Annotated in this window: 21 protein-coding genes; 7 read left to right on the top strand and 14 right to left on the bottom strand. The window is 73.9% G+C overall.

The window, feature by feature from the left end; all coding sequences use genetic code 11:
* The first annotated feature begins 20 nt into the window (after positions 1-20).
* Positions 21-965 (top strand): DMT family transporter, encoded by a 945-nt coding sequence (locus tag AB0K65_RS22560; RefSeq protein WP_365719211.1) that lies wholly within the window; start codon positions 21-23, stop codon positions 963-965.
* Between the two features lie 134 nt (positions 966-1099).
* Here the strand turns inward: AB0K65_RS22560 and AB0K65_RS22565 are convergent, their stop codons facing one another.
* The 11 genes from AB0K65_RS22565 to AB0K65_RS22615 form a co-directional block, all read right to left on the bottom strand.
* Complete coding sequence (locus tag AB0K65_RS22565; RefSeq protein WP_365719277.1) at positions 1100-2179, bottom strand: zinc-binding dehydrogenase; 1080 nt, start codon at positions 2177-2179, stop codon at positions 1100-1102.
* Positions 2180-2204: 25 nt separating this feature from the next.
* Positions 2205-3596 carry an aldehyde dehydrogenase family protein gene (locus AB0K65_RS22570; protein WP_365719213.1) on the bottom strand — a complete coding sequence of 464 codons (1392 nt, stop codon included), beginning with the start codon at positions 3594-3596 and terminating at the stop codon, positions 2205-2207.
* Positions 3597-3767: 171 nt separating this feature from the next.
* The gene (locus AB0K65_RS22575; protein ID WP_365719279.1) at positions 3768-4175 is read right to left on the bottom strand and encodes a DUF3574 domain-containing protein; all 408 of its coding nucleotides are present in this window, start codon (positions 4173-4175) and stop codon (positions 3768-3770) included.
* A 300-nt stretch (positions 4176-4475) separates the two neighbouring features.
* Entirely contained in the window at positions 4476-5309 is an 834-nt protein-coding gene (locus tag AB0K65_RS22580; protein WP_365719215.1) for a class F sortase, read from the bottom strand.
* Positions 5296-5949 carry a hypothetical protein gene (locus tag AB0K65_RS22585; RefSeq protein ID WP_365719217.1) on the bottom strand — a complete coding sequence of 218 codons (654 nt, stop codon included), beginning with the start codon at positions 5947-5949 and terminating at the stop codon, positions 5296-5298. The genes AB0K65_RS22580 and AB0K65_RS22585 overlap by 14 nt, the downstream gene beginning before the upstream one ends.
* A 164-nt stretch (positions 5950-6113) precedes the next feature.
* Positions 6114-7529 (bottom strand): CitMHS family transporter, encoded by a 1416-nt coding sequence (locus AB0K65_RS22590; protein ID WP_365719281.1) that lies wholly within the window; start codon positions 7527-7529, stop codon positions 6114-6116.
* Between the two features lie 134 nt (positions 7530-7663).
* The gene (locus tag AB0K65_RS22595; protein WP_365719219.1) at positions 7664-9859 is read right to left on the bottom strand and encodes a molybdopterin oxidoreductase family protein; all 2196 of its coding nucleotides are present in this window, start codon (positions 9857-9859) and stop codon (positions 7664-7666) included.
* 139 nt (positions 9860-9998) lie between these two features.
* Positions 9999-10649: a TetR/AcrR family transcriptional regulator gene (locus tag AB0K65_RS22600; RefSeq protein ID WP_365719221.1), complete on the bottom strand. Its 651-nt coding sequence runs from the start codon at positions 10647-10649 to the stop codon at positions 9999-10001.
* A gap of 28 nt (positions 10650-10677) precedes the next feature.
* A complete protein-coding gene (locus AB0K65_RS22605; RefSeq protein ID WP_365719223.1) occupies positions 10678-11943 on the bottom strand; it encodes a hypothetical protein in 1266 nt (421 codons plus the stop codon).
* Positions 11940-13154, bottom strand: coding sequence for a hypothetical protein (locus AB0K65_RS22610; RefSeq protein ID WP_365719225.1), 1215 nt, complete (start codon positions 13152-13154; stop codon positions 11940-11942). The genes AB0K65_RS22605 and AB0K65_RS22610 overlap by 4 nt, the downstream gene beginning before the upstream one ends.
* Positions 13151-15259: a right-handed parallel beta-helix repeat-containing protein gene (locus AB0K65_RS22615; protein WP_365719227.1), complete on the bottom strand. Its 2109-nt coding sequence runs from the start codon at positions 15257-15259 to the stop codon at positions 13151-13153. The genes AB0K65_RS22610 and AB0K65_RS22615 overlap by 4 nt, the downstream gene beginning before the upstream one ends.
* Before the next feature lie 152 nt (positions 15260-15411).
* Here AB0K65_RS22615 and hmgA point away from each other — a divergent pair, with 152 nt between their 5' ends.
* The 4 genes from hmgA to AB0K65_RS22635 all read left to right on the top strand — a co-directional run bounded on the left by hmgA (position 15412) and on the right by AB0K65_RS22635 (position 20282).
* Positions 15412-16734, top strand: a complete 1323-nt coding sequence (gene hmgA / locus AB0K65_RS22620) for a homogentisate 1,2-dioxygenase (protein WP_365719229.1) — start codon at positions 15412-15414, stop codon at positions 16732-16734.
* A gap of 12 nt (positions 16735-16746) precedes the next feature.
* Positions 16747-17496, top strand: coding sequence for a GntR family transcriptional regulator (locus AB0K65_RS22625; protein WP_365719231.1), 750 nt, complete (start codon positions 16747-16749; stop codon positions 17494-17496).
* 153 nt (positions 17497-17649) lie between these two features.
* A complete protein-coding gene (locus AB0K65_RS22630; protein ID WP_365719232.1) occupies positions 17650-18903 on the top strand; it encodes a type ISP restriction/modification enzyme in 1254 nt (417 codons plus the stop codon).
* 182 nt (positions 18904-19085) lie between these two features.
* Positions 19086-20282, top strand: a complete 1197-nt coding sequence (locus AB0K65_RS22635; protein WP_365719233.1) for a CaiB/BaiF CoA-transferase family protein — start codon at positions 19086-19088, stop codon at positions 20280-20282.
* Between the two features lie 151 nt (positions 20283-20433).
* On the opposite strand, the gene AB0K65_RS22640 is transcribed toward AB0K65_RS22635, so the two are convergent.
* Entirely contained in the window at positions 20434-20697 is a 264-nt protein-coding gene (locus AB0K65_RS22640; RefSeq protein ID WP_365719234.1) for a hypothetical protein, read from the bottom strand.
* Positions 20698-21034: 337 nt separating this feature from the next.
* Between AB0K65_RS22640 and AB0K65_RS22645 the strand changes: the two genes are divergently transcribed.
* Positions 21035-22687, top strand: a complete 1653-nt coding sequence (locus AB0K65_RS22645) for a serine/threonine-protein kinase (RefSeq protein WP_365719235.1) — start codon at positions 21035-21037, stop codon at positions 22685-22687.
* Here the strand turns inward: AB0K65_RS22645 and AB0K65_RS22650 are convergent.
* Positions 22671-23477, bottom strand: coding sequence for an SGNH/GDSL hydrolase family protein (locus AB0K65_RS22650; RefSeq protein ID WP_365719237.1), 807 nt, complete (start codon positions 23475-23477; stop codon positions 22671-22673). The two genes, AB0K65_RS22645 and AB0K65_RS22650, sit on opposite strands and share 17 nt — an antisense overlap.
* Positions 23478-23714: 237 nt before the next feature.
* Between AB0K65_RS22650 and AB0K65_RS22655 the strand changes: the two genes are divergently transcribed.
* The gene (locus AB0K65_RS22655) at positions 23715-24833 is read left to right on the top strand and encodes a DUF5925 domain-containing protein (protein ID WP_365719239.1); all 1119 of its coding nucleotides are present in this window, start codon (positions 23715-23717) and stop codon (positions 24831-24833) included.
* 201 nt (positions 24834-25034) lie between these two features.
* Here the strand turns inward: AB0K65_RS22655 and AB0K65_RS22660 are convergent, their stop codons facing one another.
* Positions 25035-25409 (bottom strand): GntR family transcriptional regulator, encoded by a 375-nt coding sequence (locus AB0K65_RS22660; protein ID WP_365719241.1) that lies wholly within the window; start codon positions 25407-25409, stop codon positions 25035-25037.
* Positions 25410-25434: the final 25 nt, after the last annotated feature.

Genomic DNA, 25434 nt, shown 5'->3' on the forward strand with positions numbered 1-25434 from the left:
CCAGGCCCTACGGTCGGCCCATGACCAACTCCCCCGCCACCACCTCCCGCCTCGCACTCGCCGCCGCCGGCGTCACGGTCGTCCTGTGGGCCTCGGCCTTCGTCTCCATCCGCAGCGCCGGCGCCGCCTACTCCCCCGGAGCGCTCGCGCTGGGGCGGCTGCTCGCCGGAGCCGTCGTCCTCGGCTGCGTGCTGCTGATACGGCGTGAGGGGCTGCCGTCCCGGCAGGCCTGGCCGGGGATCCTGATCTCCGGACTGCTCTGGTTCGGCGTCTACATGGTGGTGCTGAACTGGGGCGAGCAGGAGGTCGACGCCGGCACGGCCGCGATGGTCGTCAACATCGGCCCGATCCTGATCGCCCTGCTCGGAGCCCGCTTCCTGCACGAGAAGCTGCCGCCCCGGCTGCTCGCGGGCATGGCCGTGTCGTTCGCGGGCGCGGTGGCCGTGGGCCTGTCCATGTCGGGCGAGGGGCACGCCTCGGTCCTCGGCGTGCTGCTGTGCCTGCTCGCGGCGATCGCGTACGCGGGCGGGGTCGTCGCCCAGAAGCCCGCGCTGGCGCACGGAAGCGCCCTCCAGGTCACCACCTTCGGCTGCCTGGTGGGCGCGGTGGGATGCGTGCCCTTCGCCCCGCAGCTGCTCGACGAGGTGGGGCGCGCCCCGCTTCCGGCGACCCTGAACATGGTCTACCTCGGTGTCTTCCCCACCGCGCTCGCCTTCACGACCTGGGCGTACGCCCTGGCCCGGACGACCGCGGGGCGGATGGGCGCGACCACGTACGCCGTACCGGCACTGGTCGTGGTGATGGCGTGGGTGTTCCTCGGTGAGCTGCCGGGGCTGCTGACGCTCGCGGGCGGCGTGCTGTGCCTGGCGGGCGTGGCGGTGGCCCGGTCCCGGCCGAAGGCGCCGAAGACGGTGCCGGCGGCCGGCAGCGCCGACACGGCCCCGGAGGCCCCGGAGAAGGTCTGACGCCGCAGAGGGCCCGGCCGCGGCCCCGGCCCGGCCCCCGGCGTACGGGGGCCGGGCCGGGGCGCACCGGGGTGAAAGCGGGCCACTGGGGCGGCTTGCGACAGTCCCGCCCGCCCCGCGCCGCCCGGCACGCGCTAGAAGATCACCAGCGCCCGGCCGCCCTTGCCCGCGAGCATGTTGTCGAAGGCGCCCGGGATGCCGTCGAGCGTGATCCGCTCGGTGACCAGGGTGCTCAGGTCGAGACGGCCGGCCCTGATGTGCTCGGCGAGGACCGGCAGGTCCCTCACCGGGTCGGAGTTGCCGTAGACGCAACCGGTCAGGGTGCGCCCCCAGTGGAAGATCTCCAGGGCGTGGAAGGTGACCTTCTGGTCCTTGCCGCCGATGCCGACGACCGTGGTGCGGCCGCCCCGCCGGGTGGATTCCCAGGCGGTACGGATGGTGACGGCGCGGCCGACGCATTCGACGGCGACGTCGGCGCCCTGGCCGCCCGTCAGCTTGCGGATCTCGCGGGGGGTCGTGTCGGAGGCGACGACGTACTCGGTGGCTCCGGCGGCCCGGGCCAGGGCCTCCTTCTCGGGTGACACGTCGACCGCGATGATCGGCGAGGCGCCGGCGACACGAGCGGCCTGGAGGGCCGCGAGGCCCACGCCTCCCACGCCGAAGACGACGACGGACTCCCCGTCCCGGACCCGGGCGGAGTGATGGACCGCGCCCCAGCCGGTGAGGACGGCGCAGCCGAGGAGGGCCGCGTCGGCGAGCGGGACGCCCTCGGGGGCCGGCAGCACGCACGACGCCGCGACGACGGTCTCCTCGGCGAAAGCGGCGACGTTGAGGCCGGGGTGGAGTTCGGTGCCGTCCTCGGTGACGGCGTGGATGTTCTCGGCCCCCTTCAGGGCGTCCACGCAGAGCCACACCTCGCCCAGGGAGCAGGGGTGGCAGGAGCCGCAGGACGGCGCCCAGTTGAGGACGACGGCGTCGCCGGGGGCGACATGGGCGACGCCCTCGCCGACGGAGACGACCGTGCCGGCGCCCTCGTGGCCGAGGACGGCCGGGACCGGCAGCCGCATGGTGCCGTTGGTGAGGGAGAGGTCGGAGTGGCAGACGCCGGCGGCGGTCAGCCGGATGCGGACCTGGCCGGGGCCGGGCTCGGGGAGTCGGATGCCGACGATCTCCAGGGGAGAGCCGACGGCGGGCAGGACGGCGGCGCGGATCACGCTCACGCTCAGGGCTCCTCGGGGCTCAGAACTGGAGGGACTTGGTCTGGAGGTACTCGGAGAGGCCGTGGGCGCCGAGTTCGCGTCCGACGCCCGACTGCTTGTAGCCGCCGAAGGGCGCCAGCGGGTTGAAGCGGCCGCCGTTGATGTCGACCTGGCCGGTCTCCATGCGCCGGGCGAAGGCGACGGCTTCCTCCCGCTCGCCCCAGACGGCACCGGAGAGGCCGTAGACGGTCCCGTTGGCGATGGCGAGGGCGTCTGCCTCGTCCTCGTAGCGGAGGATCGAGACGACGGGGCCGAAGATCTCCTCCTGCGCGATGGTCATCTCGGGCGTGACGTCGGCGAAGACGGTCGGGGAGACGTAGTAGCCGGTCTCCCTGGGGGCCTCGGGGCCGCCGGCGACGATCCGGGCGCCTTCCTCGACGCCCTTCTCGATGTAGCCGCGGACGCGCTGCTGCTGCTTGGCGTTGACGAGCGGTCCGACGCGCTCGCCGGGGACGTACTTCGCGACGGCCTCGGCGGCGAGGGCCACGGCCTCGTCGTACTGGTCGGTGTGGACCAGCATCCGGGTCCAGGCGCTGCACGTCTGGCCCGAGTTGGACATGACGTTGGCGATGCCGGCGGAGACCGCCTTGCCGAGGTCGGCGCCGGGCAGGATCACGTTCGCCGACTTCCCGCCGAGCTCCAGGGCGACCCGCTTGACCGCTCCGGCGGCCGTGGCGCCGATCCGCTTGCCGACGGCCGTGGAACCGGTGAAGGAGACGAGGTCGACGTCCGCGTGCTCGGCGAGCGCCTGTCCGGCGACCGGGCCGAGGCCGGTGACGAGGTTGAAGACGCCGGCCGGGACACCGGCCTCGTGGACGGCCTCGGCGAAGAGCTGGGCGGTCAGCGGGGTGTCCTCGGCGGGCTTGAGGACGACGGTGCAGCCGGCCGCGAGCGCGGGGGCGACCTTGGCGACGATCTGGTGGAGCGGGTAGTTCCACGGGGTGATCGCGCCGACGACGCCCACGGGCTCGGAGTAGACGGTGGAGTTGCCGACCTTCTCCTCGAAGGGGTGGGTGGCCGCGAGCTCGGCGTACGAGCCCGCCACGGCGATGGGCAGTCCGGTGTGGACGGCGGCGGCGAGCCTGGGCGGGGAGCCCAGCTCGGCCGTGACCGTGGCGGTGATGTCCTCGGCGCGGGCCGTCAGGGCGTCGCGGAGGGCTCCGAGGCGGGCGGCGCGCTCGGCGGGCGGGGTGGCGGCCCAGGCGGGGAAGGCCGCGCGGGCCGCGCGTACGGCCGCGTCGACGTCCTCGGCGGTCCCCGCGGGGACGTGGGCGATGACCTGCTCGTCCGCCGGGTTGATCACCGGGATCGTCTCCGTGGAGGAGGCGGGGCGCCACTCCCCGCCGATGTACATCGCGTCGTGGGCCTTCATCCGCTGTCTCCTCACGTTACCGACCGGTTCGCCGTCCGCACCAAACTAGCGCTGATAGTTTTCCAGCGCCAGAGCCCTCCGCCGTGCGCCGCGTCTCAGTGGCCGGCGCGCGACGGCGAAAGGCGCGCGCCGGAGCCCGGCGCGCCCCGGAAGGCGGGCACGCGCCGCCGCTCAGAAGTCGGCGAGGGTCGGTTCGCCGAGCCGGGCCACCGACTCCTGCGCGAAGAGGCTCTCGTCCGCGTCCCTGATCCGCTCGATCCACGGGTCACGGACCGGAGCCTCGGCGGCCGGGTAGAGCAGGATCAGCTCGTACGAACGCTCCCGCTCGATGGTGCCGTTCCCGTCCCGCCACCGTCCACGGCCCTCCCGCACCGTCAGACCGCCGGGGAAAGCGGGGGTCACCTCCTTGTCGACGAAGGCCGTGAACCGCCGGTCGGTCACGTCCGCTCCCCCGTCGGGGCGTCGCGTGCCGAAGAGGAGCCGGGTCTCCACGTACGGCTTGCCACGGCTCTTCGGCCCGGCGGCGGCGACGGCGCGCGGCGCCTTGTCCGCCGTCGTCGCCCCGGTGGCCGTCGTCACCGTCGCGGCGGTCCTGGCGGTGGCCGTCGCGGTGGTCGTCGCCTCCTCGCCGAGCGTGGCGTAGGCGGGGGCGCGGCCGTGACGAGCAGCAGGCCGGCGGCGCACGCGGCCAGTCGGTCACGGGTGGTGGTGAACGGGTGGCGGGCCATGTGCACGTCCCTGTGTCGTGACGGTTCGAGGAGACCGGACGAGCCGATCATGCGGGATCGTCCGGCCGCCGGTCGGTACGCGCGGGCGCGCGCCGGAAGCCGACGGGCACGCGCCGGGTGGCACGGCCCGCCGGCTTCCGGCGTGACGGAGTCAGATCTTCTTGTCGACATCCGTGAGGTGGGCGTAGACGACGACGTTCGACTCGTACCCCTTCTTCGGATCGAACGCGCCCCCGCACGTGAGGAGTCGCAGCTCGGGGCGGCCCCTGGAGCCGTACACCTCCTCGTCCGGGAATCCGGCCTTCGTGTACGTACGGACCTTGTCCACCGTGAACACGGCGACACGGCCGTCGGCCCGGGCGACGCGGACGGTGTTGCCGGGGCTGAGCACGTTGAGGTTGAGGAAGATGGCGGGCCCGCTGCGGGTGTCGCGGTGGCCGACGACGACCGCCGTACCGCGCTCGCCCGGCGAGGGGCCGTTGCGGTACCAGCCGACGACGCGGGGGTTGTCGACCGGCGGGGTGGCGAGCCGCCCCGAGGCGTCGAGTCCCAGTCCGACGACCGGCGCCTCGATGGTGATGGCGGGTACCGCCAGACCGGTGGGGCGCGAACGCGCCAGGGGTGCGGGCGGCGACGCCGGCCCGGCCTCCGCCTCGGGTTTGGCCTTGGCCTTGGCCTCCGGCTTCGGCTTCGGCTTGGGCCTGGGATCGGCAGAGGGCTCCGGATCGGCCGTCGGCCGCGGTGGCGGCGCGGGCTCCGGGGGCGCCTTCGGTTTCTGGTCGGCGTGGTGCCCGGATACGGCCGGGGCGGCGGCCGCTGCCGCCCCGTGCGCGGCCGGGGCGGCCGCGATCGGTGGGCCCGACGGTTCCCCGTCCTGGGCCCACCAGATGCCGCCGACCACCAGCGACAGGGCCACCACCACCGTCCGGGCGAGCCGGAGGAGGCGCCGCTGCCTGCGCGTGTAGCGGGACCTACGCGGCGCCATCGGTGCGGCGGCGCGACCGACGGAGACGGAGGAGGACGAGCCCGGCCGTACCGGCCAGACCCGCGGCGAGTGCCGTCCCGACACCGAAGGCGGAGGTCTCGTCACTGGCCAGCTGCGCGCTGCCGCCGCCGCCCGCCCCGACGGGGCCGTGCGGGGGCTTGCCGTGGTGGCCGCCGTTCTCGCCGTTCGGCGGGTTGTGGGTGAAGCCGGCGCAGTCGACCTTGAAGACCTTGCTCTTCTTGGCGCCCTGCTGGCCCACCCAGGTCCACTCGACCTTGTACATGCCGTCGGCGAGCTCCAGGTCCGGGGTGAAGCCGTTGCCGTCGGAGTCGACGGTGATGGAGCCGGGGGGCACCACGACGCTGCTCTTCGGCGGGTGCGGCTTGATGTTGTACGTGAGCGCCTGGAGCCCGTCGAAGCCGAGGGCCGCGATGTAGAACGTGCAGACCTTGGGCTCGTTGCGCTGGTCGGTCTCGGAGGTGCGCGGGGGCTCGTCGGGGCGCCCGGCGTGGTGGATCTTGACGTCGCCGTTGTCGCCGGGAGCCGCGACGGCGGCGGGCGCACCGGCCATGGCCACGGCGCCGAGCGCGAGTGTCGCGGCGGCGGTGGACAGAAGGGGACGGACAGCCAGAGCGGTCATGCGGGGGTTCCTCCAGTCATGAAGACGGTCGGATGAATCAACCGATAATCTGACTATCTGTCATTACGTGACCGCGGAGAGTCGTCGCAACGCCGCGACACCCCCCGACATTCACCCGCCCGGCGGAGGCACCGCCCCGTCCCCGCCGGCTCCCGGGGACGCGCTCAGATGATCCCGAAGAGGATCCCCGCGGCGAGGACCACGAGGGAGGTCAGCGCGGCCCACTTCACCGTGAACTTCGTGTGGTCGCCGAACTCGACCTTCGCCATGCCGACCAGCACGTACACGGCGGGTACCAGCGGGCTCGACATGTGCAGGGCCTGGCCGACCAGGGAGGCGCGGGCGATCTCCAGCGGCGGGACACCGTGCGCCGCGCCCGCCTCCGCGAGGACCGGCAGTACGCCGAAGTAGAAGCCGTCGTTCGACATGAAGTACGTGAGCGGCAGGCTGAGCACCCCCGTGACCAGGGCCATGTGCGGGCCCATGCCCTCGGGAATGGCGCCGACCAGCCAGTCGGCCATGTGCTCGACCATGCCGGTGCCGGTGAGCACGCCGGTGAAGACCGCCGCGGCGAAGACCATGCCGGAGACGTTGAGGACGTTGTCGGCGTGCGCGGCGATCCGCGCCTTCTGCTCCGCCATCTTCGGGTAGTTGACGCTGAGCGCCAGCGCGGCCCCGATGAGGAACAGCACCGGGATGGGCAGGAGCTCGAGGATCATCGACGCCAGCAGGGCGGCCGTGAGCCCGGCGTTGAACCAGTACAGGCGGGGCCGCAGCGTCGGGCGGTCCGGGTCGAGCCCCTGGAAGCCGTCACCCGCGGTCACGCCGGGCGCGTCGCCCGCCCCGCCGCCGGCCGTGAGGGTGCCTGCACCGCCGTCGGCCGACGAACCGCCCGCACCGCCCCCGGCCGCCACCAGCACCGTCTCCGGCTCCGCCTCCGCCACGAGCGCCTCGTCGAGGGTCAGGTATCCGATCCGCTTGCGCTCGCGGCGGCCGAGGACGTACGCGAGGAGGAGGACGAAGAGCAGGCCCGCGCCGAGGGCCGGGATCATCGGCACGAACACGTCGGCCGCGTCCAGCTTCAGCGCGGTGGCGGCGCGGGCGGTGGGCCCGCCCCAGGGCAGGGTGTTCATGACGCCGTTGGCGGTGGCGGCGACGCCGGTCATGACGACCAGGCTCATCCCGAGCCGCTTGTACAGCGGATACATCGCGGAGACGGTGATCATGAAGGTGGTGGAGCCGTCGCCGTCGAGCGAGACGATCGCGGCCAGCACCGCCGTACCCACCACGACCCGCACCGGGTCCGCTTTGCAGAAGCGCAGGATGCCCCGGACGATCGGGTCGAAGAGCCCGACGTCGATCATCACCCCGAAGTAGACGATCGCGAACATCAGCATCGCCGCGGTGGGCGCGAGTTTGCCGACTCCTTCGAGGACGTAGTCGCCGAGCTGGGCACCCTGCCCCACGAACACGCAGAAGAGGGCAGGGATCAGCACGAGTGCCGCGATCGGGGACATCTTCTTCATCATGATCAGGACCAGGAAGGTCGCGATCATGGCGAAGCCGAGGACGGTCAGCATGGAGGACACCTCACGTTCACCTTTGAACTCCCACCGGGAGGACTCCACCGGTGCGGCGGTCCGGATGACGTTAGGTGCCCTCTTCCGCCGTTAACAAGATGTCCACGCGTGAGCAATACGAGCAAAAGGCCAGGTCACGGCAGGGGCGCCACCTCGACGGGGAAGCCGTTGAGGACGGCGGTGCCCGAGAGCGGGTCGAGCCGGGAGCCGTCGAGGAGCTGGTTGACGTTGACACCCGGGCGGGCGGCGGCGACGGAGAGCCGGGTGCCGGGCCGGTCGTGGCCCCAGCCGTGCGGCAGACTCACCACCCCGGTCCGCACGGTGTCGGTGATCTCCACCTCGACCTCCAGTGCGCCGCCCTCGGCGGTGACACGGGCCGGCTTCCCGTCGGCGAGCCCGAGCCGGTCGGCGTCCCGTGGGTGGACCTGGAGGGTGCACCGGTTGGAGCCTCCGTTGAGGGAGGGGACGTTGTGCAGCCAGCTGTTGTTGGAGCGCAGATGGCGGCGGCCGACGAGGACGAGCCCGTCCCGGCCGGCGTCCAGGGCGGCCCGCAGCCGGGGCAGGTCGGCGGCGATGGGCGGGGGAAGCAGCTCGACGCGCCCGCTGCGGGTCTTGAGGAGCTGCGGGATACGGGGCTTCAGCGGGCCGAGGTCGATGCCGTGGGGCGCCTGGCGGAGGTCTTCGAGTGCGAGGCCGTACGGGCCGAGGCGCAGCATCAGGTCGAGCCGCCGCTCGGCCCCGGTGCGGCCGTCCAGCAGCCCGGCCTGCACCTGCGGGTCGGCGCCGAACAGGGGCGAGTGCTCCTGGGTGACGGCCTTGGCGAGGGCGGCGTCGACGGCGAGGTCGTCGACCGCCGAGGGCGGGGCCCCGTGCATGCCGGACACGGCGAGGATCAGCCGGGCGTGGATCTCGCACTCGTCCATGCGTCCCTCCTCCAGGGGGACGGCGGCCGGGGAGTAGCGCGCCTGGTTGCGGACGGCGAAGCCGTTGAAGGCGAAGTCGAAGTGCGCGCTCTGGGAGGGCGGCGGCGGGGGCAGGACGACATCGGCGTGGCGCGTGGTCTCGTTGAGGTACGGATCGACGGCGACCATGAAGTCGAGGGCGCCGAGGGCGGCGTCGAGGCGCCGCCCGTCGGGCGCGGACAGGACCGGGTTGGCGGCGATGGTGACGACCGCGCGGATCCGGCCCTCGCCCTCCGTCTCGATCTCCTCGGCGAGGGCGGCCGTCGGCAGCTCGCCCTTGGCCTCGGGGTGGCCGGAGACCCTGCTCGTCCAGCGGCCGAGCGCGAAGCCCTTGCCGGGGCTCGCGGGGCGGGGCGCGGGGGCGGTGGCGGAGAGCGGGAAGAGCGCGCCGCCGGGACGGTCGAGGTTGCCGGTGAGGACGTTGAGGACGTCGACGAGCCAGCTGGCGACGGTGCCGTGCGCGACGGTGGAGCTGCCGATGCGTCCGTAGACGGCCGCCGAGGGCGCGGCGGCGAGTTCGCGGGCGACGTCGCGGATGGTGTCGGCGTCCAGATCGCATGCGTCCGCGACGGCTTCGGGGCCGAACGCCCCGAGGGCGGCGCGGACGTCCTCCACGCCCTCCACGTGGCCTTCGAGCGCGCCGAGGTCGGTGAGGCCCTCGTCGAAGAGGGTGTGGGCGAGCGCGGCGAGGAAGAGGGCGTCGGCGCCGGGGCGGATGGCGAGGTGCCGGTCGGCGAGGGCGGCCGTGCGGGTGCGGCGCGGGTCGACGACGGTCAGGGTACCGCCGCGCTTGCGCAGCGCCTTCAGCTTGCCGGGGAAGTCGGGGGCGGTGCACAGACTTCCGTTGGACTCCAGGGGGTTGGCCCCGAGCATCAGCAGATGGGCGGTGCGGTCCAGGTCCGGCACGGGGATGGCGAAGGGGTCGCCGAAGAGCAACCCGCTGGAGACGTGCTTGGGCATCTGGTCGAGCGTGGAGGCGGTGAAGAGGTTCCTGGTCCGCAGCGCACCGATCAGCAGCGGCGGGTAGAGGGCGCCGGCCATGGTGTGGACGTTCGGGTTGCCGAGGACGATACCCACCGCGTCGGGCCCGAACTCCTCGACCAGTGGCCGGATCCGGGCCGCGACGACGTCGAAGGCCTCCTCCCACGTGGCTTCCCGGAGGACGTCGCCCTCGCGGACGAGGGGGCCCCTCAGCCGGTCGGGATCGGCGTCGACCTCGGCGAACGAGGCGCCCTTGGGACAGATGAAGCCCTGGCTGAAGACGTCGTCACGATCGCCCCGCGCCTTGGTGACCCGGGATCCTTCGAGCGTCAGCGTCAGCCCGCAGGTGGCTTCGCAGAGGGGGCAGATGCGCAGGGCGGTGGACATGGCGGTCTCCCTGGGGCGGCGGCGGGTGGCGCCGAGCATACCGACCGGTTGGGATGAGCGGGAGGGGTTCGGCTCGCGGCGCTCGCGCGGACGCGGAGGGGTTCGGCTCGCGGCGCTCGCGCGGACGCGGAGGGCCGCTCTACGACAGGGAGGGTGCGAGGTACGCGTGCAGGAGCTCGCGCGTCTCGGCGATGAGGGCCGGGTCACCCGAGGAGTCCGTGCGGAAGGCGAGCTGGAGCAGGGCGTCGGTGGCCTCGACGCCGACCAGAACCTTGCGGCGCAGGGCCTCGTCCGCGGGGCGGTCGAGGACGCCGGCCAGCAGGACGCAGAGGCGGCCGGCGACCAGGTGGTTGGGGTCGTCGTCGCCGGGACCGCCCGGACTGGGGACGCCGAAGTCGACCAGGGCGAAGCCGGGTACCGACCGCTTCATGGCGATGTACTCGTCGAGGACGGTGTCGATGGCCCGGCCGGCGTCGACGGCCGGGAGCGCGGAGAGGCGGGCGGTGATGCGCTCGGCGTAGCTGTCGAGGTTGCGGTGGGCGAGGGCGGCGGCCATGGCGCGCTTGTTGCCGAAGAAGCGGTAGACCGAACCGATGGGGACGCCCGCACGGAGGGCGACGGCCCGGGTGCTCAGCTGTTCGTACCCGGTCTCGTCGAGGAGTTCGGCGCAGGCGTCGAGGATCCGGGCGAGGCGGTCCGCGCTGCGCTGCTGGACGGGGGTGCGGCGCAGCGCGGGCTGCGCGGACGGCGCCGGCGGCGTGGGCTTGCGGGGCGGTCGGGGCTGGGGCACGGGGACCATGATGCCGTCCGGGCTCGGGTCAGGCGACGAGCAGGCCGATACCGCCGAGGGTGTACACGATCATCAGCGCGAAGAGCGGGAGTTGGCCGGCCACCGCCCGGGCCGGCGGGAAGAGCCGCACGGCGCGGTCGTGGGCGGCGACGACCCCGAGGACGTGACCGGTGACGACGGCGAGGACCTGGAGGGTGGCGAGACCGCCGGGACCCAGGGGCGGGGCGGGCACGGGTGCGTTGTCAGTGCCCGCTGCCATCATGACGGTACGTGGTCCTTCGGTGACCAGGAGTGTGAAGTAGTGGGCGACGAGATAGCCGAGGGCGATCGGCAGGAGGGAGTGGGCGAAGGAGGTGAGGGGGTGGGCGAGTGCGCGGGACAGCAGGCGCAGCGCGCCGGCGCAGAGGCCGTAGAGGGCGGCGACGAGGGCGACGGCGGCGAGCAGTCCGAGGGTGGCGGTGAACGCCGGGCCGAGGGCGGAGGTCTGGAGGGTGGTGAGCCAGCGGGGGTGGTCGGAGAGGCCGTCGTAGGCGGTGGAGCCGAGGAGGACGCAGACGGTGGCGACGAGACCGGGGGTCTGGGGGGTGGAGTCGAGGCCGTCGAAGGGGGAGCGCAGGACGAGTCGGCCGTCGGTGCGGCGGCCGAGCGGGGAGAGCCGGGCGAGGAGGGAGGAGTAGACCTCGAAGGGGTCGGCGTGGGCGAACCAGTCGGGGCCGTGACGGGCGGCGCCGAGGAGGCCGGCGGCCGTGAGGACGGTGAGGAAGGTCAGGAGGGTGAGGCTCGACGCCGGTTCGGGAGCGGCGAGTTCGAGCCAGGCGAAGAGAAGGAGTCCGGCGGCCGCGGGGCGGATGCCGAGGCCGGGCGGCAGCGGGCGCGGGGTGCGGGGAGCGGGAAGCAGCGCGTGGAGGGCGCGCAGGGGGTTGAGGAGGCGCCAGACGGGTCCGAGGAGCAGGGAGGCGGGGACGAGCCCCACCCAGAGCAGGACGTAGACGGCGCCGGGCGCGGGGTTGCGGTCGGGGTCGTCCGGTCCGATGAGGAGGTGGAGCAGGACGGTGGTCGCGGCGGCCAGGCCGAGCAGGCGGAGGGCGGTGCGGGTGGCCGGGGCGTCGGCGAGGCGCTGGAGGACGGCGGGGAGCGGCTTGCCTGAGCGGTCGCCGTGGAACCGGGAGGAGGACCACATCAGGCCGAGGGCGAGGAAGGAGACGAAGAGCGCGGCGAAGGCACCCGCGTAGGCGTAGAAGGGCGAGAGGGGCAGGTCGTGCCGAGCGCCGACGCCGTGGGCGAGCGTGGTCACCGGACGAGGAGTTGGGTCAGCACGAGTCCGGACTCGTGCGTCTCGACCTCGAAGAGGCCGGTGCGGTCGGCGGTCAGGGTGAGGGAGCCGGGCCGGCCGGCCGGGAGCGGGAGCTCTCGGTCGTAGCCGTGGACATGGAGGGTGTCGGCGCGGTCGCTGGTGACACGCAGGGTGATCCGCTCGCCCTTCCTCAGTTCGATGCGGGAGGGGGCCGGACGGACGGACGTCCCGGAGACGGTGATCTCGACGGTCCGGCCGTCGGCGGTGGCCCCGGAGGGCGTCGGCGTGGTGCCGGTGGGCGGGACGCCGGGCGGGGCCGCGGCCGTCGGGGCGGCGGTGCCTGGCCGCTCGGCGGCGAGGGAGACGGTGGCCTCGACCGGCTTGCCCGCGACCGCCCAGACGGTGTGGTCGTCCGCGTGGAGGCGGACGGTCAGGGCGCGGGTGCCGGGCGGGACGTGGTGCCAGGGGCCGTAGACCCGCCCGGTCGCCCCGCCGGCCGGTCCCCCGGCACCGCCGCCCCCGTCGACGAGGAGCCGGGCGTACCCGCGGCCCGGGAGGGCCGCGCCGCCGACGCTCTCCGGGGTGAACCGGAACCTCTCCACCACGAGGTGGACGTTCCAGCCGCCCTCCGTGTCGGGCCGTGTCTCGACGCGCACCGCGGGCGCCCCCGCGGCCGGCACCTCCCGGAGCCGGTGCCCGGCCTCGTCCTTGGCGGCGAGCAGCGTGCCGCTGCCCGCCGTCGCCTCCTCGTGGCTGGTACCGGGCTTGTGGTGGGTCGTAGGTCGACCACCGCACCCCGCGACGGTCAGCGCGACGGCGAGCACGACCCCGGCGACAGCGGCGGCCCGGCCACGAAGGGCGGGACGGCCGGACGGGACGGCCCGGGTGGACGGGACGGCCCGGCCCGGCGCGACGTGCCGGCCCGGCGCGACGAACCGGATGGGCGGGGCGGCCCACTGGCGCCCGGCGGCCAGGTCCCCCGAGACGGCCAGGTCGGACAGCGCGGCCCGGTCTCCCGAGGCCGCCCGGTCCGGGACCGACCAGTCACGCACGACGGCCCAGCGGCTCGGGACGACCCACCGGCGCCCGGCGGCCAGGTCTCCCGAGGCGGCCAGTTCGGGCAGCACGGCCCGGTCTCCCGGGACCGCCCGCGTGGGTGACACGGTCGCCCGGGGGCGCGAGACGGTCGCCCTGGCGCGTCGGCGGCTCATGCGGCACCTCCGCCGTTCGCCGCACGGGTGGCCGCGGCGGTGGGCGAGGGGCCGGGGTCCGGGGCGGGGTCCCGGTCGCCCGCCGCCCCGGGCGCGCGTCGGCCCGCCACGACGACCGCCCAGAGCACCCACACCACCGCGAGGAGTCCCCGCAGCCAGGCGGGGCCGAGGGGGACCCAGGGAATCATCAGGACGGCCTTGTCGAAGGCGTCGAGGAGGGTGAGGAGGCCCAGGACCAGGGTGGTCCAGGCGAAGGCGGGGCGGGCCGGCCGCATCGCGACGCCGAGGGCCGTCCACCAGCCGCCGATCAGGAGGAGGGCAAGGGCGGGGAGGAGGCCGGAGGCCCGGCCGAGGGTCGAGCCGGCCACGTCCAGGCCGAGGCCAACGAGGCCGACGAGGGTCGCCGCCCCCGCGAGACGGCTGTGCCGGAGCCGGCGCCACCACAAGGCCGCGCCCATCAGGCCCAGGACGACCGCGCACGCGAGGGCGAGCTGGGTCTCGACGCGCTGGACGCCCCGGGCGCCGTACCAGTCGCAGCCCGCCGGGAGCCGCCGCGCCTGGACGTCGTAGTCGGCGCAGACCAGCAGATGGGCGAGCTTGGCCGGTTCGCCGACGAGCCGGTCGGTGTTCCCGGAGACATCGCCCCGCCGCGCCCCGCACTCGGGCAGGACGCCGGGGGTGGAGGCGCCGGTACCGGGCTGCCAGCAGTTGCCGCCGCCCTGGCCGTCCCACCACACGTCCGTGCGGTTCGGGCGGGACGCGCCGGACCGGTCGACGCCCAGGTGGTTCCCCGCGTAACGGTTGTGGTGGGAGGTGTCGGTCTGCTTGCCCCAGGCCGACTCGCCGCGGATGAAGGCGGGGACGGCGCTCAGGAAGAAGGCGGCGCGCTGGTGCCCGTACACCCAGTTGTCCTCGTAGAGGTTCCAGTTCCCTCCGGCGGTGATGATGCCGGTGCCCGGCGGCATGGAGATCTGCGGGCAGACGACACCCTGTTCGTAGCCGCGCTCGACGGGCGGCTTGGCGCAGGTGCCGTCGGCGACGTGTCGGTAGTAGTTCTGGTTGTTGTCGTGGATGAGGTTCCGCTCGAAGCGGGCGTGGTTCTGGGGCAGACCGGGGTGGCCGGGGAAGGCGGAGTCCATGGAGGCGCCGCCCATGTTGTGGTCGAACTCGTTGTCGTGCACCCAGACCGAGTCACCGGCCGTGCCCGAGTAGCCGACCATGTTGTGGTGGCTGCGGCAGCCGGTGATCTCGATGGAGTAGCGGGGGACGTCGTAGCCGCGGCCGTCGTTGATGTCGGAGGCCGAGCCTGGGTAGATGCCGGAGTCGCCGTTGCCGTACGACTCGCAGTTCTTGTAGAGGCCGTGGTCGGAGGCGAAGGTCAGGAAGCCGTATTCGTCGTTCCACCGGGTCAGGACGTCGTCGATGACGAAGCCGTCGGCCGCGAGGACGTACAGCGAGTTGAAGGTGGTGCGCTGGGCGGTGAAGTTGCGGAAGTAGATCCCGTCGGAGCGGTCGGCCCGCAGGGCGTTGAGCTTGGTGTACGCGGCGTCGACGACGACGTCGAGGCGGGAGGCTCCGGTGCCCTCGATCTGGAGGTTCTTCTTGCCGAGGATCGCGACCAGGTTCTGGTTGTGCGGGCACTGTCGCTGCTGTTCGTAGGAGAGGATCTGGTACCCGAGCGCCGACCGGGGCGCGTCCAGCGCCGCGCAGGCACCGGTCGGCGCGGCCCGCGAGGGCTCCTCCTCGTACAGGCCGGGCAGGACGGCGATGGTCATGCCGGGCCGGTCGACGGCGTCGACGGCCTGTTGGAGGTGGCGGTACCCCCCGGTCGGCCCGCCCCGTGCGCAGCGTGCGAAGAGGGCGAGGTTCCGGGCCTTCAGCGCCGCGGGGAACCGGCCGATCCGGCGGTCGAAGTCCGCCCGGTCGGTCTTGCAGACCAGGAGGTCGGGCTCCCCCGTGCGCGGCGTCGGCACGCTGCCGGAGCCGTCGGGGAAGGTGACGGGCCGCTCCTCGTGGGCCTGGGCCCCCGGGGCGGTGACGAGGGCGGCGGCGAGCGCCGCCAGCACGACCGAGAGCGCGAGAAGGAGCCTACGGGTCCACGACATGGCCTGGAGAGTAGAGCAATGTTCATGTTTTGGAACCCCTCGTGCACGGACTTCGTCCCACTCCCGCCGCGAGCGCCCCGTTGACGCGAGCGGGGGCGGAATCCTACGGTCATGCATAGGATTCCTTTGGGCATGAGAAACGGGAGCGCGCGATGACCACGGAAAGCACCGCACTGGCGAGAAAGACGGCCGAGGGACTCGATTACTCCACCGGCTTCGGCAACGAGCACACCTCGGAGGCGGTCCCGGGCGCGCTGCCGCACGGCCGCAACTCGCCGCAGCGGGCGCCGCTGGGCCTGTACGCGGAGCAGCTGAGCGGCAGCGCGTTCACCGAGCCCCGTGCCCACAACCGGCGTTCGTGGCTGTACCGGATCCGCCCCTCGGCCGCCCACCCGCCGTTCGTCCGGATCGACAACGGCGCCGTCCGTTCGGCGCCCTTCACCGAGACCGTCCCGGACCCCAACCGGCTGCGCTGGAACCCGCTGCCCGCCCCGGCCCCGGGGACGGACTGGCTCGCCGGCCTCTGGACGCTCGGCGGCAACGGCGACACGACCCAGCGCACGGGCATGGCGGTGCACCTCTACCACGCCAACGCCTCGATGGACCGGGTCTTCAGCGACGCGGACGGCGAACTGCTGATCGTCCCCGAGCGCGGCGGTCTCCTCCTGCGCACGGAGCTGGGCCTGCTCGCCGCCCGCCCCGGCGAGGTCGCGCTGATCCCCCGCGGGGTCCGCTTCCGCGTCGAGCTGCTCGACGAGAGCGCACGGGGGTACGTCTGCGAGAACTACGGAGCGCCCTTCCAGCTGCCCGACCTCGGTCCGATCGGCGCCAACGGCCTGGCCAACGCGCGCGACTTCCGGGCGCCCCTCGCCGCCTACGAGGACGTCGAGGGCCCGGTCGAGGTCGTCAACAAGTACTGCGGCAACCTCTGGGCGGCGACCTACGGCCACTCCCCGCTCGACGTGGTCGCCTGGCACGGCAGCCACACCCCGTACGTCTACGACCTGCACCGCTTCAACGTCATCGGCACGGTCTCCTACGACCACCCCGACCCGTCAATCTTCACGGTGCTGACCTCGCCTTCCGACACCCCCGGTCTCGCGGGGGTCGACTTCGTGGTGTTCGCCCCGCGCTGGCTGGTCGGCGAGGACACGTTCCGCCCGCCGTACTTCCACCGCAACGTCATGAGCGAGTACATGGGCCTGATCGAGGGCGCCTACGACGCCAAGGCGGAGGGCTTCGTGCCGGGCGGCGGCTCGCTGCACAACATGATGTCCGCGCACGGCCCCGACCGGGAGACGTTCGACCGGGCGAGCGCGGCGGAGCTGAAGCCGCAGAAGATCGACGACGGTCTGGCCTTCATGTTCGAGACGCGCTGGCCGATCACGGCAACCGGCCGGGCGGCGAACGCCGACCATCTGCAGAGCGGCTACGACGACGTGTGGCAGGGTCTTGAGCGCCACTTCCGGTCGTAGTACGGAGAAACCGTGACCGCCTTCGCTCCCGACTCACTGGTCCTGAACCGCAAGCTGCCGCTCTGGTACCAGGTCTCCCAGTCCCTGCGCGCCTCCATACTGGGCCGCACGCCCGACGCCTCGCTGCGGCTGCCCACCGAGGAGCAGCTCGCCGCCCATTACGGCGTGAGCGTGCTGACCATGCGGCAGGCCCTGAAGGAGCTGGAGGAGGAGGGGCTGATCAGCAGGCACCGGCGGCGCGGCACGTTCATCGAGCCGGGTGCCCGGCGCTCCACCCCGCGCCGGCTGCTCGGCTCGATCGACGCGATCGTGGCCCAGCAGTCGGGCGAGCGGACGACGGTTCTCGGCCACGGCGCCGAGCCGGTGCCCGGTGAGCTCGCCGAGTACTTCCCCGACGAGTCCGAGGTGATCGCCTACCGGCGGCTGCGCTGCGACGGGGAGAGCGGCGAGCCCACCAACTGGGCCCTGAACGCGGTCCGTCCGGACGTGGCGGCCGGTCTCGACCCGGCCGATCTGGAGCGCTGGCCGATGACGAAGGTGCTGAGGGACGTCGTCGGCGTCCGGATCAGCCGGATCACGGACACGGTCGAGGCCCGGCTCGCCGACCCGGAGACGGCGTCCCTGCTCGAGGTGCCGCTGCTCTCGCCGATCCTGCACTACACCGGCGTGACCTACGGCGCCGACGGGCGGGTGGTGGACGTGGCCCGCATCTTCTACCGGGGCGACCGGTTCTCCTTCACGGTGACGGTCGAGGCCCACTGACCCGGACCCGGCCCGGTCCGCCACCACCCCGGCACCACTGGCCGTACGAGAGGTCCCGACGTGCAGCCCCGGCGGGCCACAGCGGCCCGGTGGCCGGGATCCTCGCCGCGCGCACGGACGCGCGGCTGCGCCGTCCGGGGGCCGCTCACTAGCATGCGGCACGTGACCGACGAAGACCCGCTCGCGGACGACGCACCGGACGAGGCGCCGGACGAGGCACCCCTGCTCGACGACCTCATGCCGTGGTCCGTGGCACCGCTGCGCCTCGGCCGGCCCTGGATCGTGGCTCCCGACGTCCGCACCCTGCGCGCCCGCTGGGACCGTCTGGTGGGCGCCGAGGGCGAGGAGCGCGAGAGGCTCTTCCGGCCCAGCAGGGCGCGTACGCCGTCGAGTTCGGTGGCGGCCCTGCCCGGGCAGGCGACCGGCACCGGCCGTTTCGCGCGCGAGGCGGGGCCGTGCCCGGCGCCCGTACGTCTCGCCCACGGCCCGTTCGACGAGCAGTGGCTGATCCCGGACCACCGGCTCATCGACACCGCACGGCCCGAGTTGTGGCGCGTGGCCGACGACCGCCAGCTGTTCGCGGTCGAGCAGGGGTACGTGCCCGGCGGCGGGCCGGGGACGGGCGGCGGGCCCGCCCTGCTGGTGACCGCGGCCCTGCCGGACGGCCGCTCCCCGGCCGGCCGTCCCGGCCGGATCCGCCCCCTCTTCCGCCGCCCGGGCGGCCGGGAGCCGAACGTCTCCCCCGGGCTGCTGCCCCTGCTCGGCGAGCGTTACGGGCACGAGGTCACCGCCGAGGAGCTCCTGGCGTGGGCCGTCGCGGCCGCCCGCCCCTCCCCCGCCGGGTGCCGGGTCCCCCTGCCGCGGGATCCGGCCGTATGGGCCCGGGGGGTGGAGCTGGGCCGGCTCCTGAGCGGCGTCCAGCTGCGGGGCGCCCGCGGCGGCGAGAAGCCCCGGCTGCCCGGCGGCCGGCGGCCCTACGTCCGGGCACCCTTCCCGGCCCGGCCGACGACGCCGGTGTACGACCCCGAGGAGGAGGCGCTGGAGGTCGACGGGGGACGGATCTCGCCGGTGCCGGTCGAGGCGTGGGAGTTCCGCGTGGGGGGCGTCCGCATGCTGGAGCAGTGGTTCGCGCACCGGACGGCGCCGGCCGAGCCGGGGACGCTGGAGGCGATCGGTCCGGCGGCCTGGCCCCAGGAGTGGACCTCGGAGCTGCTCGAACTGATCACGGTCCTCGCCCTCCTGGCGCAGCGCGAACCGGACCGGGCCGCCCTCGACGCGGCCCCGTCGCTGACCCGCCGCGCCCTGCGGGATGCCGCCGTCCTGCCCGTACCGCAGGGGGCACGGGTCCCGGCGTCCGTCCTGGACCATCAGGAGGAGGGACCCGAGGGCCAGTTCGCCCTTCTGTAGCCGCGCCCCGTCCTGCCCCGCGGGCGCCGGCGCCCGGGCCGCCCTGGACGGGCTCCGCCGTGGAGCAGCCGCCCGGCGCGGGCGCCGGGCCCCGCCCCGGCCCGGCCCGGCCCGGCCTCCGAGGGGGCGGTGACGTGGACCGCAGTGACAAGGGCGCCCTTCACCGGGTAGGCAGGGCTGTCATGAGCACTCAGCCACTCCCCCTGGAGGGGATCACGGTCGTCGCGGTCGAGCAGGCGGTCGCCGCGCCCTTCGCCACCCGCCAGCTCGCCGACCTCGGCGCACGGGTCGTCAAGATCGAGCGGCCCGACGGCGGAGACTTCGCGCGGGGTTACGACACGGCGGCCCGGGGGCTCGCCTCGCACTTCGTGTGGTGCAACCGCGGCAAGGAGTCGGTCGCGATCGATCTGAAGGAGCCGCGGGGCATCGCTCTGGTCCGACGCCTGGTGGCCGGCGCCGACGTCTTCGTGCAGAACCTCGCGCAGGGCGCGGCGGCCCGCCTCGGCCTGGACGCGGCCACGCTGTGCGCCGCCCACCCCCGGCTGGTCGCGGTGGACGTCTCGGGCTACGGGCCGGGCGGGCCGTACGCGCACAAGCGGGCCTACGACATGCTCGTGCAGTGCGAGGCGGGGCTCGTGTCGGTGACCGGGACCGAGGAACGGCCGGTCAAGTCGGGGATTCCGGCGGCCGACATCGCGGCGGGGATGTACGCGTACGCGGGTGTCCTCGCGGCCCTGGTGCGGCGGGGCACCACGGGGCGCGGCGGGCCGGTGGAGGTGTCCCTGCTCGACGCGCTGGCCGAGTGGATGGGCCATCCGCTGCACCACGGGATGCACGGGGGCACGGCCCCGGCGCGCACGGGTCTGGCGCACGCGGTCATCGCGCCCTACGACGCCTATCCGACGGCCGACGGGAGTCTGGTGCTGCTGTCCGTGCAGAACGACCGGGAGTGGCGGCGGCTGGCCACGGGGGTTCTCGGCCGTCCGGAGCTGGCGGACGATCCGGCCTTCGCCACGAACACGGCGCGGGTGGCCGGCCGGGAGAGGACGGACGCGGTGGTCGGCGACGCGCTGGCGCCGCTGACGGCTTACGAGGCGCTGGCCCGCCTGGACGCGGCGGGCATCGCCTGTGCGCGTCTGAACACCGTGGCGGATCTGGCCGACCATCCGCAGCTCGCGGCGCGCGACCGCTGGCGGTCCGTGGACTCGCCGGTGGGGCCACTGCGCTCGCTGCTGCCGCCTATCGTCTTCCCCGACGGGCCGGACCCCCGGATGGACCGGATCCCCGCTTTGGGGGAGGACACGGAGCGGGTGCTGGGGGAGCTGGGGGTCACTGCGGCCGAGCTGCGGGGGCTACGCGGGGACGGTGTCGTGGCGTGAGAGGTCTCGGGGAGGTGGTGAACGGGTGTCCGAGCCCCGTCTCCGGGGCCGTGTCGTCCGGTCTTCGGGGTTGTGTCCATCCGTTCCGCAGGGGATCCCCCGGACGGAGTCTGGGGGAGGAACGTCTGCCCACAACCCTTCCGCTGGGCTGCTAGCCCCGGCTTCCGAAGAGCGAGCGGCGCAGTCGGCGCAGGGGCGCGAAGAGCGAGACCCGCGCGCTCTTGCTGCGTCGGCTGTGCGCGCGGTCACGCGTCGTCAGTTCACGCATCAGGAGCGTGGCTTCGGCCGCCTCGCGCTGCGGCACGGCAGGACCGCCGAGCACCGCGAGATGGCGGTCGAGCCGCGAACTGGTCGCGCTGTTCCCGCATGTGATGGCAGGCACTCGCGGCCTGCTGCGCATTGCTATCTGTTCCATGTCACTCCCCACCCTAACGAGGGCACCCGGCCCGGGCAGGTTAACCCTATCGCCCCAGCGTCACACCCGTGTATCCCGGCGGCAGGATTCACCACACTCGTACGGGGGTTGACGGTTACTGTCCGAATCCATCTGATTCCAGGGCGAGTTGGACAGCGATCGAACACCTGCCGAACTGTCACGAACCATCCTGCACGCCAGGGCGCCGGGCCCGGACATCTGACGGGCTGTGATCTCCGCCACCAAGATCACCTCCCTCGCGCCCCATGGAGTTCGAAGTACCCCGTACGGGGGCAGAAATGCACCACCGGGCCACCGACGGACAGGGGAACGCGCCATGACCGTGATCGCGGGCCGGTACCGGCTCCTGGACATCCTGGGCGAGGGCGGGATGGGGACCGTCTGGCGCGCCCGGGACGAGGCGCTCGGCCGCGAGGTGGCCGTCAAGGAGGTGCGGGCCCCGGCCGGCCTCCCGGCGGGCGAGGAGCGCAGGCTGTACGCACGGCTGGAGCGGGAGGCCTGGGCGGCGGCCCGGATCTCGCACCGCAACGTGGTGACGGTGTACGACGTGGCCACCGAGCACGACCGTCCGTGGATCGTGATGGAGCTGATCCGCGGGCTCACCCTCTCCGAGGTCCTGGACGCGGAGGGCCCCATGCCGCCGCGCCGCGCCGCACACGTCGGCGCCGAGGTCCTGGCCGCGCTGAGCGCCGCACACGCGGCCGGGGTCCTGCACCGGGACGTGAAACCCGTCAACGTCCTGCTGGGCAACGACGGCCGGGTGGTGCTGACCGACTTCGGCATCGCGACGGTGGACGGGGCCTCGACCCTCACCGTGCCGGGAGAGCTGATCGGGTCGCCCGAGTTCCTCGCGCCCGAGCGGGCGCTGGGGGAGAGACCCGGCCCGGCCTCCGATCTCTGGTCGCTCGGGGTGCTGCTCTACGCCGCGGTGGAGGGCAACTCGCCCTTCCGGCAGGACACTCCGCTGAGCACCCTGCGGGCGGTGGTGGACGAGGAGCTTCCACCACCGCGCCGGGCGGGGCCCCTGGGCCCGGTGATCGAAGGGCTGCTCCGCAAGGATCCACGGGAGCGCCTGAGCGCGGTGGAGGCCGAACGGCAGCTGCGCCTGGTGGGTGCGGGCGGGTCACCGCGGTCGGGGCCGGTGCGGGCGGAGCCGTACGGCCCGGTCGGGCCGACCGTCTCGTCCTCCGCCTCCCCCTTCTCCCCCGGCCGCGGCGCGGGCCCGCCGGTCGCGGGGGCCCTGATCCCCGCCGCCGGTGACGAACGGCGCCAGGGGCGCGCGGGGGTGCTGCTCGTCGCCGGGATCGTGCTCCTGCTGATCGCCGGGGGGCTGGTGGCGTACGCGCTGCTGCGCGACGAGGGGCCGGGCGGCGGTACGGGCACGGGCGCCGGGGCCACGAGCGGGGTGCCCGGTCCGACTCCTCCCCCGGCCCGCACGTCGGGCGCCCCGAGCGACTCCCCCGGCACGGCCACCACGACCACGGCGACGGCCACCACGACCGCGACGACGACCGCCACGGCCACCGCGACCGCCACGACGACGGCGACCACCACGGTCACCGGCACGCCTCCGGCGCAGACGGTCCTCGTGTACGTCACGGCCGTCCGCGGAGGCTACACCGGCCCCTGCCCGCCTCCGGCCGACGAGGCGCCCGCCTTCACCGCCACGTTCGCGGTGGGAGGCACACCCGCCTCGGTGGAGTACCGCTGGGCCACCGAGAGCGGAGAGAGTTCCACGGGCGCCTGGCGGACCCTGGAGTTCACGGCGGACGGCCCGAGGCAGCGGCGGGTCGGGCACACCGAGCCGACGTACCGGGCGGGCGGGACGCGCCGGGACCGGATGCGGGTGGAGGTCCGCGCTCCGGTCGAGGTGCGGTCGAACCCGGTGCGCTTCTCCGTGACGTGCGAGGAGGCGACCCCGACGGGCGGGGCCGCCTCCTCGGACGGGGCGCTTACGCCACGGCCCTGAAGGTGGGCAGGTAGCCGCCGGACTGACCGGAGGCGGTGGGGTGGTAGGACTCGCCGATGTTGAGCCAGTTGACGCTGTGCAGCCAGGCCGAGCCGGAGCAGATCTCGTGTCCGGTGAAGGCGGGGACGACGCTCGCGAAGGTGTAGCCGTGGTCGGCCGCGCGCTTGGCGGTGGCCGCGTTGAGGTGGTCGGACCCGTCGTTGATGGCGCGCCGCTCGTTCTCGCTCAGTCCGGCGACGCAGCCGCCGCCGAGCTTGTAGAAGCGGGGGTAGCCGAGGACCACGACACGCGCGTTGGGGGCCTTGGCTCTGATGGCCGAATATACCGCGTCGAGACGTCCGGGCAGGGTGGTGTCGACATAGCTCTTGGCTTGATTCACACGGTTGATGCAGGTGGCCTCCGACTGGAGGACACAGGTGGTCATGACGTCGGCGAAGCCGGCGTCATTGCCGCCGATGGTGACGGAGACCAGGTCGGTGGCGGTGGAGAGGGGTCCGAGCTGACCCGCCGTGACATCACCCGTACGAGCGCCCGAGCAAGCGGTGAAGGCGAACGAGGAGGGCGCGTTGGCGCTCGCCCACAGGACGGGGAAGGCGCGGGTGGAGCGCTTGCAGTCGCCACTGGCGCCGTCGTAGCTCCCGGCTCCGACGCCGGAGGAGTACGAGTCGCCGAGTGCCACGTAGTCGACGGCGGCGGTTTCGGCGGCCTGTGCGGTCCCCGCGCCGGTGAGGGCGAGGACGGCACCGAGGAGGAGTGAGGACGAGATTGCCGCGAATCGGGACAGTTTCATGGAACCTCCCTGTAGCAGGACCTCTGCCTACCAGGTAGTAGCAGCGCAGCCGGTCCGCTGGAAGTGTCCATGCCAAGAACTTTTGGCGAGAAGATCCCGACACCCCGTCAGCGATGGTCGTGTTCAGGCCATCTGCCGGACCGCCGGCAGATGCGTCGCCGCACCGGCCCGCGACCCGCGGATCGTCCCGTTCAAAACACTGTGCGCTCAATGCCCGATTGCCGGATCATGGTCCGCATGTCTCTGACCCCGGCGGAGCCCGCCGAGCCGACCGACCCCCAGCGGGCGCTGCCGATCCGGCTCAACGTCGACGACAGCGACTCGCCCGCCGACGTCGTCGACGCGCTGTTCCTCGGACGCTTCGCGACGGGCGAGCAGCCGCACTCGCACAGCACCACCCTGGACCGGGTCAAGCCCTCCGCGACCCTGCTGCCCGCCGGGGCGAAGGTGCTGCGCGCGGCCAAGGACGACGACCGCAGCGCCGTGCTCGCCGAGGGCGACGGCTGGACGCTGCTCGTCAGCCGCTGGAACCGCGGCGCGGACGTCACCGTCACGGCGACCGGCGCGGAGCTGGCGGAGACGGTCCTCAAGGAGGCGACGGACGGCGCGAAGGACGAGCCGGAACCGCAGCCGGAGAACGTGACGATGGGCTTCTGGTACGTGTCGCCGCGCCGCGGGCCGCACCGGACGACCCGTCAGATCAGCGCCGGGACCTGGGAGGAGATCCGGCCCAACTACACCGCGCCGGTCGCCACGGCCATGGACCGGCTGATGAAGGTCACCCCTGACGACATCGCGGGCAGGCTGCTGCTGCTCCACGGCCCGCCGGGGACGGGCAAGACGTCCGCGCTGCGGACACTGGCCAGGTCGTGGCGGGACTGGTGCCAGGTGGACTGCGTCCTGGACCCCGAGCGGCTCTTCAACGACGTCGGCTATCTGATGGACATCGCGATCGGCGAGGACGAGGGCACGGCGAAGGGACGGTGGCGGCTGCTCCTCCTCGAGGACTGCGACGAGCTGATCCGCGGTGAGGCGAAGCACACGGCGGGGCAGGCGCTGTCGCGCCTGCTCAACCTCACGGACGGCCTCCTCGGCCAGGGCCGCAACGTCCTCGTCGGTGTCACCACCAACGAGGACCTGGAGCGGCTCCACCCCGCGGTGGTACGCCCCGGGCGGTGCCTGGCACGCATCGAGGTGGGCGGCCTGACGCGGAACGAGGCGGTGGCGTGGCTCGGCACCGAGGAGGGGGTCGGCGGCGAAGGCGCGACGCTGGCGGAGCTGTACGCGCTGCGGCGCGGCACGACTCCGGCGGGAGTGCCGGAGTCACGCCGGCCGGACGCGGGGCTCTACCTCTAGGCTTCCCGGACACGCCCTAGCCGCACGCACCCGAACCCGCGGAGGCGGCGCGCTCGGCCGAGGCGTCCCGGCCGCGGAGGCGAGGCGCGCGGGACCGAGGCGCCCTCGGCCGCGGAGGCGAGGCGCGCGGAACCGAGGCGCGCTCGGCCGAGGCGCCCCGACCGCGGTGGCGTCCGTCCCTCGCCTCCCCCGCCGGCCGGCTCACGTCCCGTACGCGGCCCGCAGGGCTTCTTCCACCGCCTTGGCCGCCGCCTCCCGCGTCAGGCCGAGCCGATGTGCCTCGCCCGCGTACGACGCCGCCGCCGTCGCGGCCAGGCGCTCCGCGGCGTCGCCCGCCGCCGCGACGAACGTGCCGTGGCGGCCGCGCGTCTCGATGACGCCGTCCGCCTCCAGCGCCTTGTAGGCCTTGGCGACGGTGTTCGCCGCCAGGCCGAGGTCCTCCGCCAGCCCGCGTACCGTCGGCAGCTTGTAGCCGACGGGCAGCGCGCCGGAGCGGGCACGCTCCGCGATCTGGGCGCGCAGCTGTTCGTACGGGGCGGTCGGGGAGCCGGTGTTCACGGTGATTCTCAGTGTCACGCGTCGATTCTGCCTGGGCCGCACC

It is taken from the genome of Streptomyces sp. NPDC053755 (assembly GCF_040677675.1).
GTDB lineage: Bacteria > Actinomycetota > Actinomycetes > Streptomycetales > Streptomycetaceae > Streptomyces.

What these genes read in the sequence shown, in the direction of transcription:
- AB0K65_RS22560 (WP_365719211.1), top strand. Translation starts at nt 21, where the DNA reads ATGACCAACTCCCCCGCCACCACCTCCCGCCTCGCACTCGCCGCCGCC.
- AB0K65_RS22570 (WP_365719213.1), bottom strand. Translation starts at nt 3,596, where the DNA reads ATGAAGGCCCACGACGCGATGTACATCGGCGGGGAGTGGCGCCCCGCC.
- AB0K65_RS22580 (WP_365719215.1), bottom strand. Translation starts at nt 5,309, where the DNA reads ATGGCGCCGCGTAGGTCCCGCTACACGCGCAGGCAGCGGCGCCTCCTC.
- AB0K65_RS22585 (WP_365719217.1), bottom strand. Translation starts at nt 5,949, where the DNA reads ATGACCGCTCTGGCTGTCCGTCCCCTTCTGTCCACCGCCGCCGCGACA.
- AB0K65_RS22590 (WP_365719281.1), bottom strand. Translation starts at nt 7,529, where the DNA reads ATGCTGACCGTCCTCGGCTTCGCCATGATCGCGACCTTCCTGGTCCTG.
- AB0K65_RS22595 (WP_365719219.1), bottom strand. Translation starts at nt 9,859, where the DNA reads ATGTCCACCGCCCTGCGCATCTGCCCCCTCTGCGAAGCCACCTGCGGG.
- AB0K65_RS22610 (WP_365719225.1), bottom strand. Translation starts at nt 13,154, where the DNA reads ATGAGCCGCCGACGCGCCAGGGCGACCGTCTCGCGCCCCCGGGCGACC.
- AB0K65_RS22615 (WP_365719227.1), bottom strand. Translation starts at nt 15,259, where the DNA reads ATGTCGTGGACCCGTAGGCTCCTTCTCGCGCTCTCGGTCGTGCTGGCG.
- hmgA (WP_365719229.1), top strand. Translation starts at nt 15,412, where the DNA reads ATGACCACGGAAAGCACCGCACTGGCGAGAAAGACGGCCGAGGGACTC.
- AB0K65_RS22630 (WP_365719232.1), top strand. Translation starts at nt 17,650, where the DNA reads ATGCGGCACGTGACCGACGAAGACCCGCTCGCGGACGACGCACCGGAC.
- AB0K65_RS22635 (WP_365719233.1), top strand. Translation starts at nt 19,086, where the DNA reads ATGAGCACTCAGCCACTCCCCCTGGAGGGGATCACGGTCGTCGCGGTC.
- AB0K65_RS22640 (WP_365719234.1), bottom strand. Translation starts at nt 20,697, where the DNA reads ATGGAACAGATAGCAATGCGCAGCAGGCCGCGAGTGCCTGCCATCACA.
- AB0K65_RS22645 (WP_365719235.1), top strand. Translation starts at nt 21,035, where the DNA reads ATGACCGTGATCGCGGGCCGGTACCGGCTCCTGGACATCCTGGGCGAG.
- AB0K65_RS22650 (WP_365719237.1), bottom strand. Translation starts at nt 23,477, where the DNA reads ATGAAACTGTCCCGATTCGCGGCAATCTCGTCCTCACTCCTCCTCGGT.
- AB0K65_RS22655 (WP_365719239.1), top strand. Translation starts at nt 23,715, where the DNA reads ATGTCTCTGACCCCGGCGGAGCCCGCCGAGCCGACCGACCCCCAGCGG.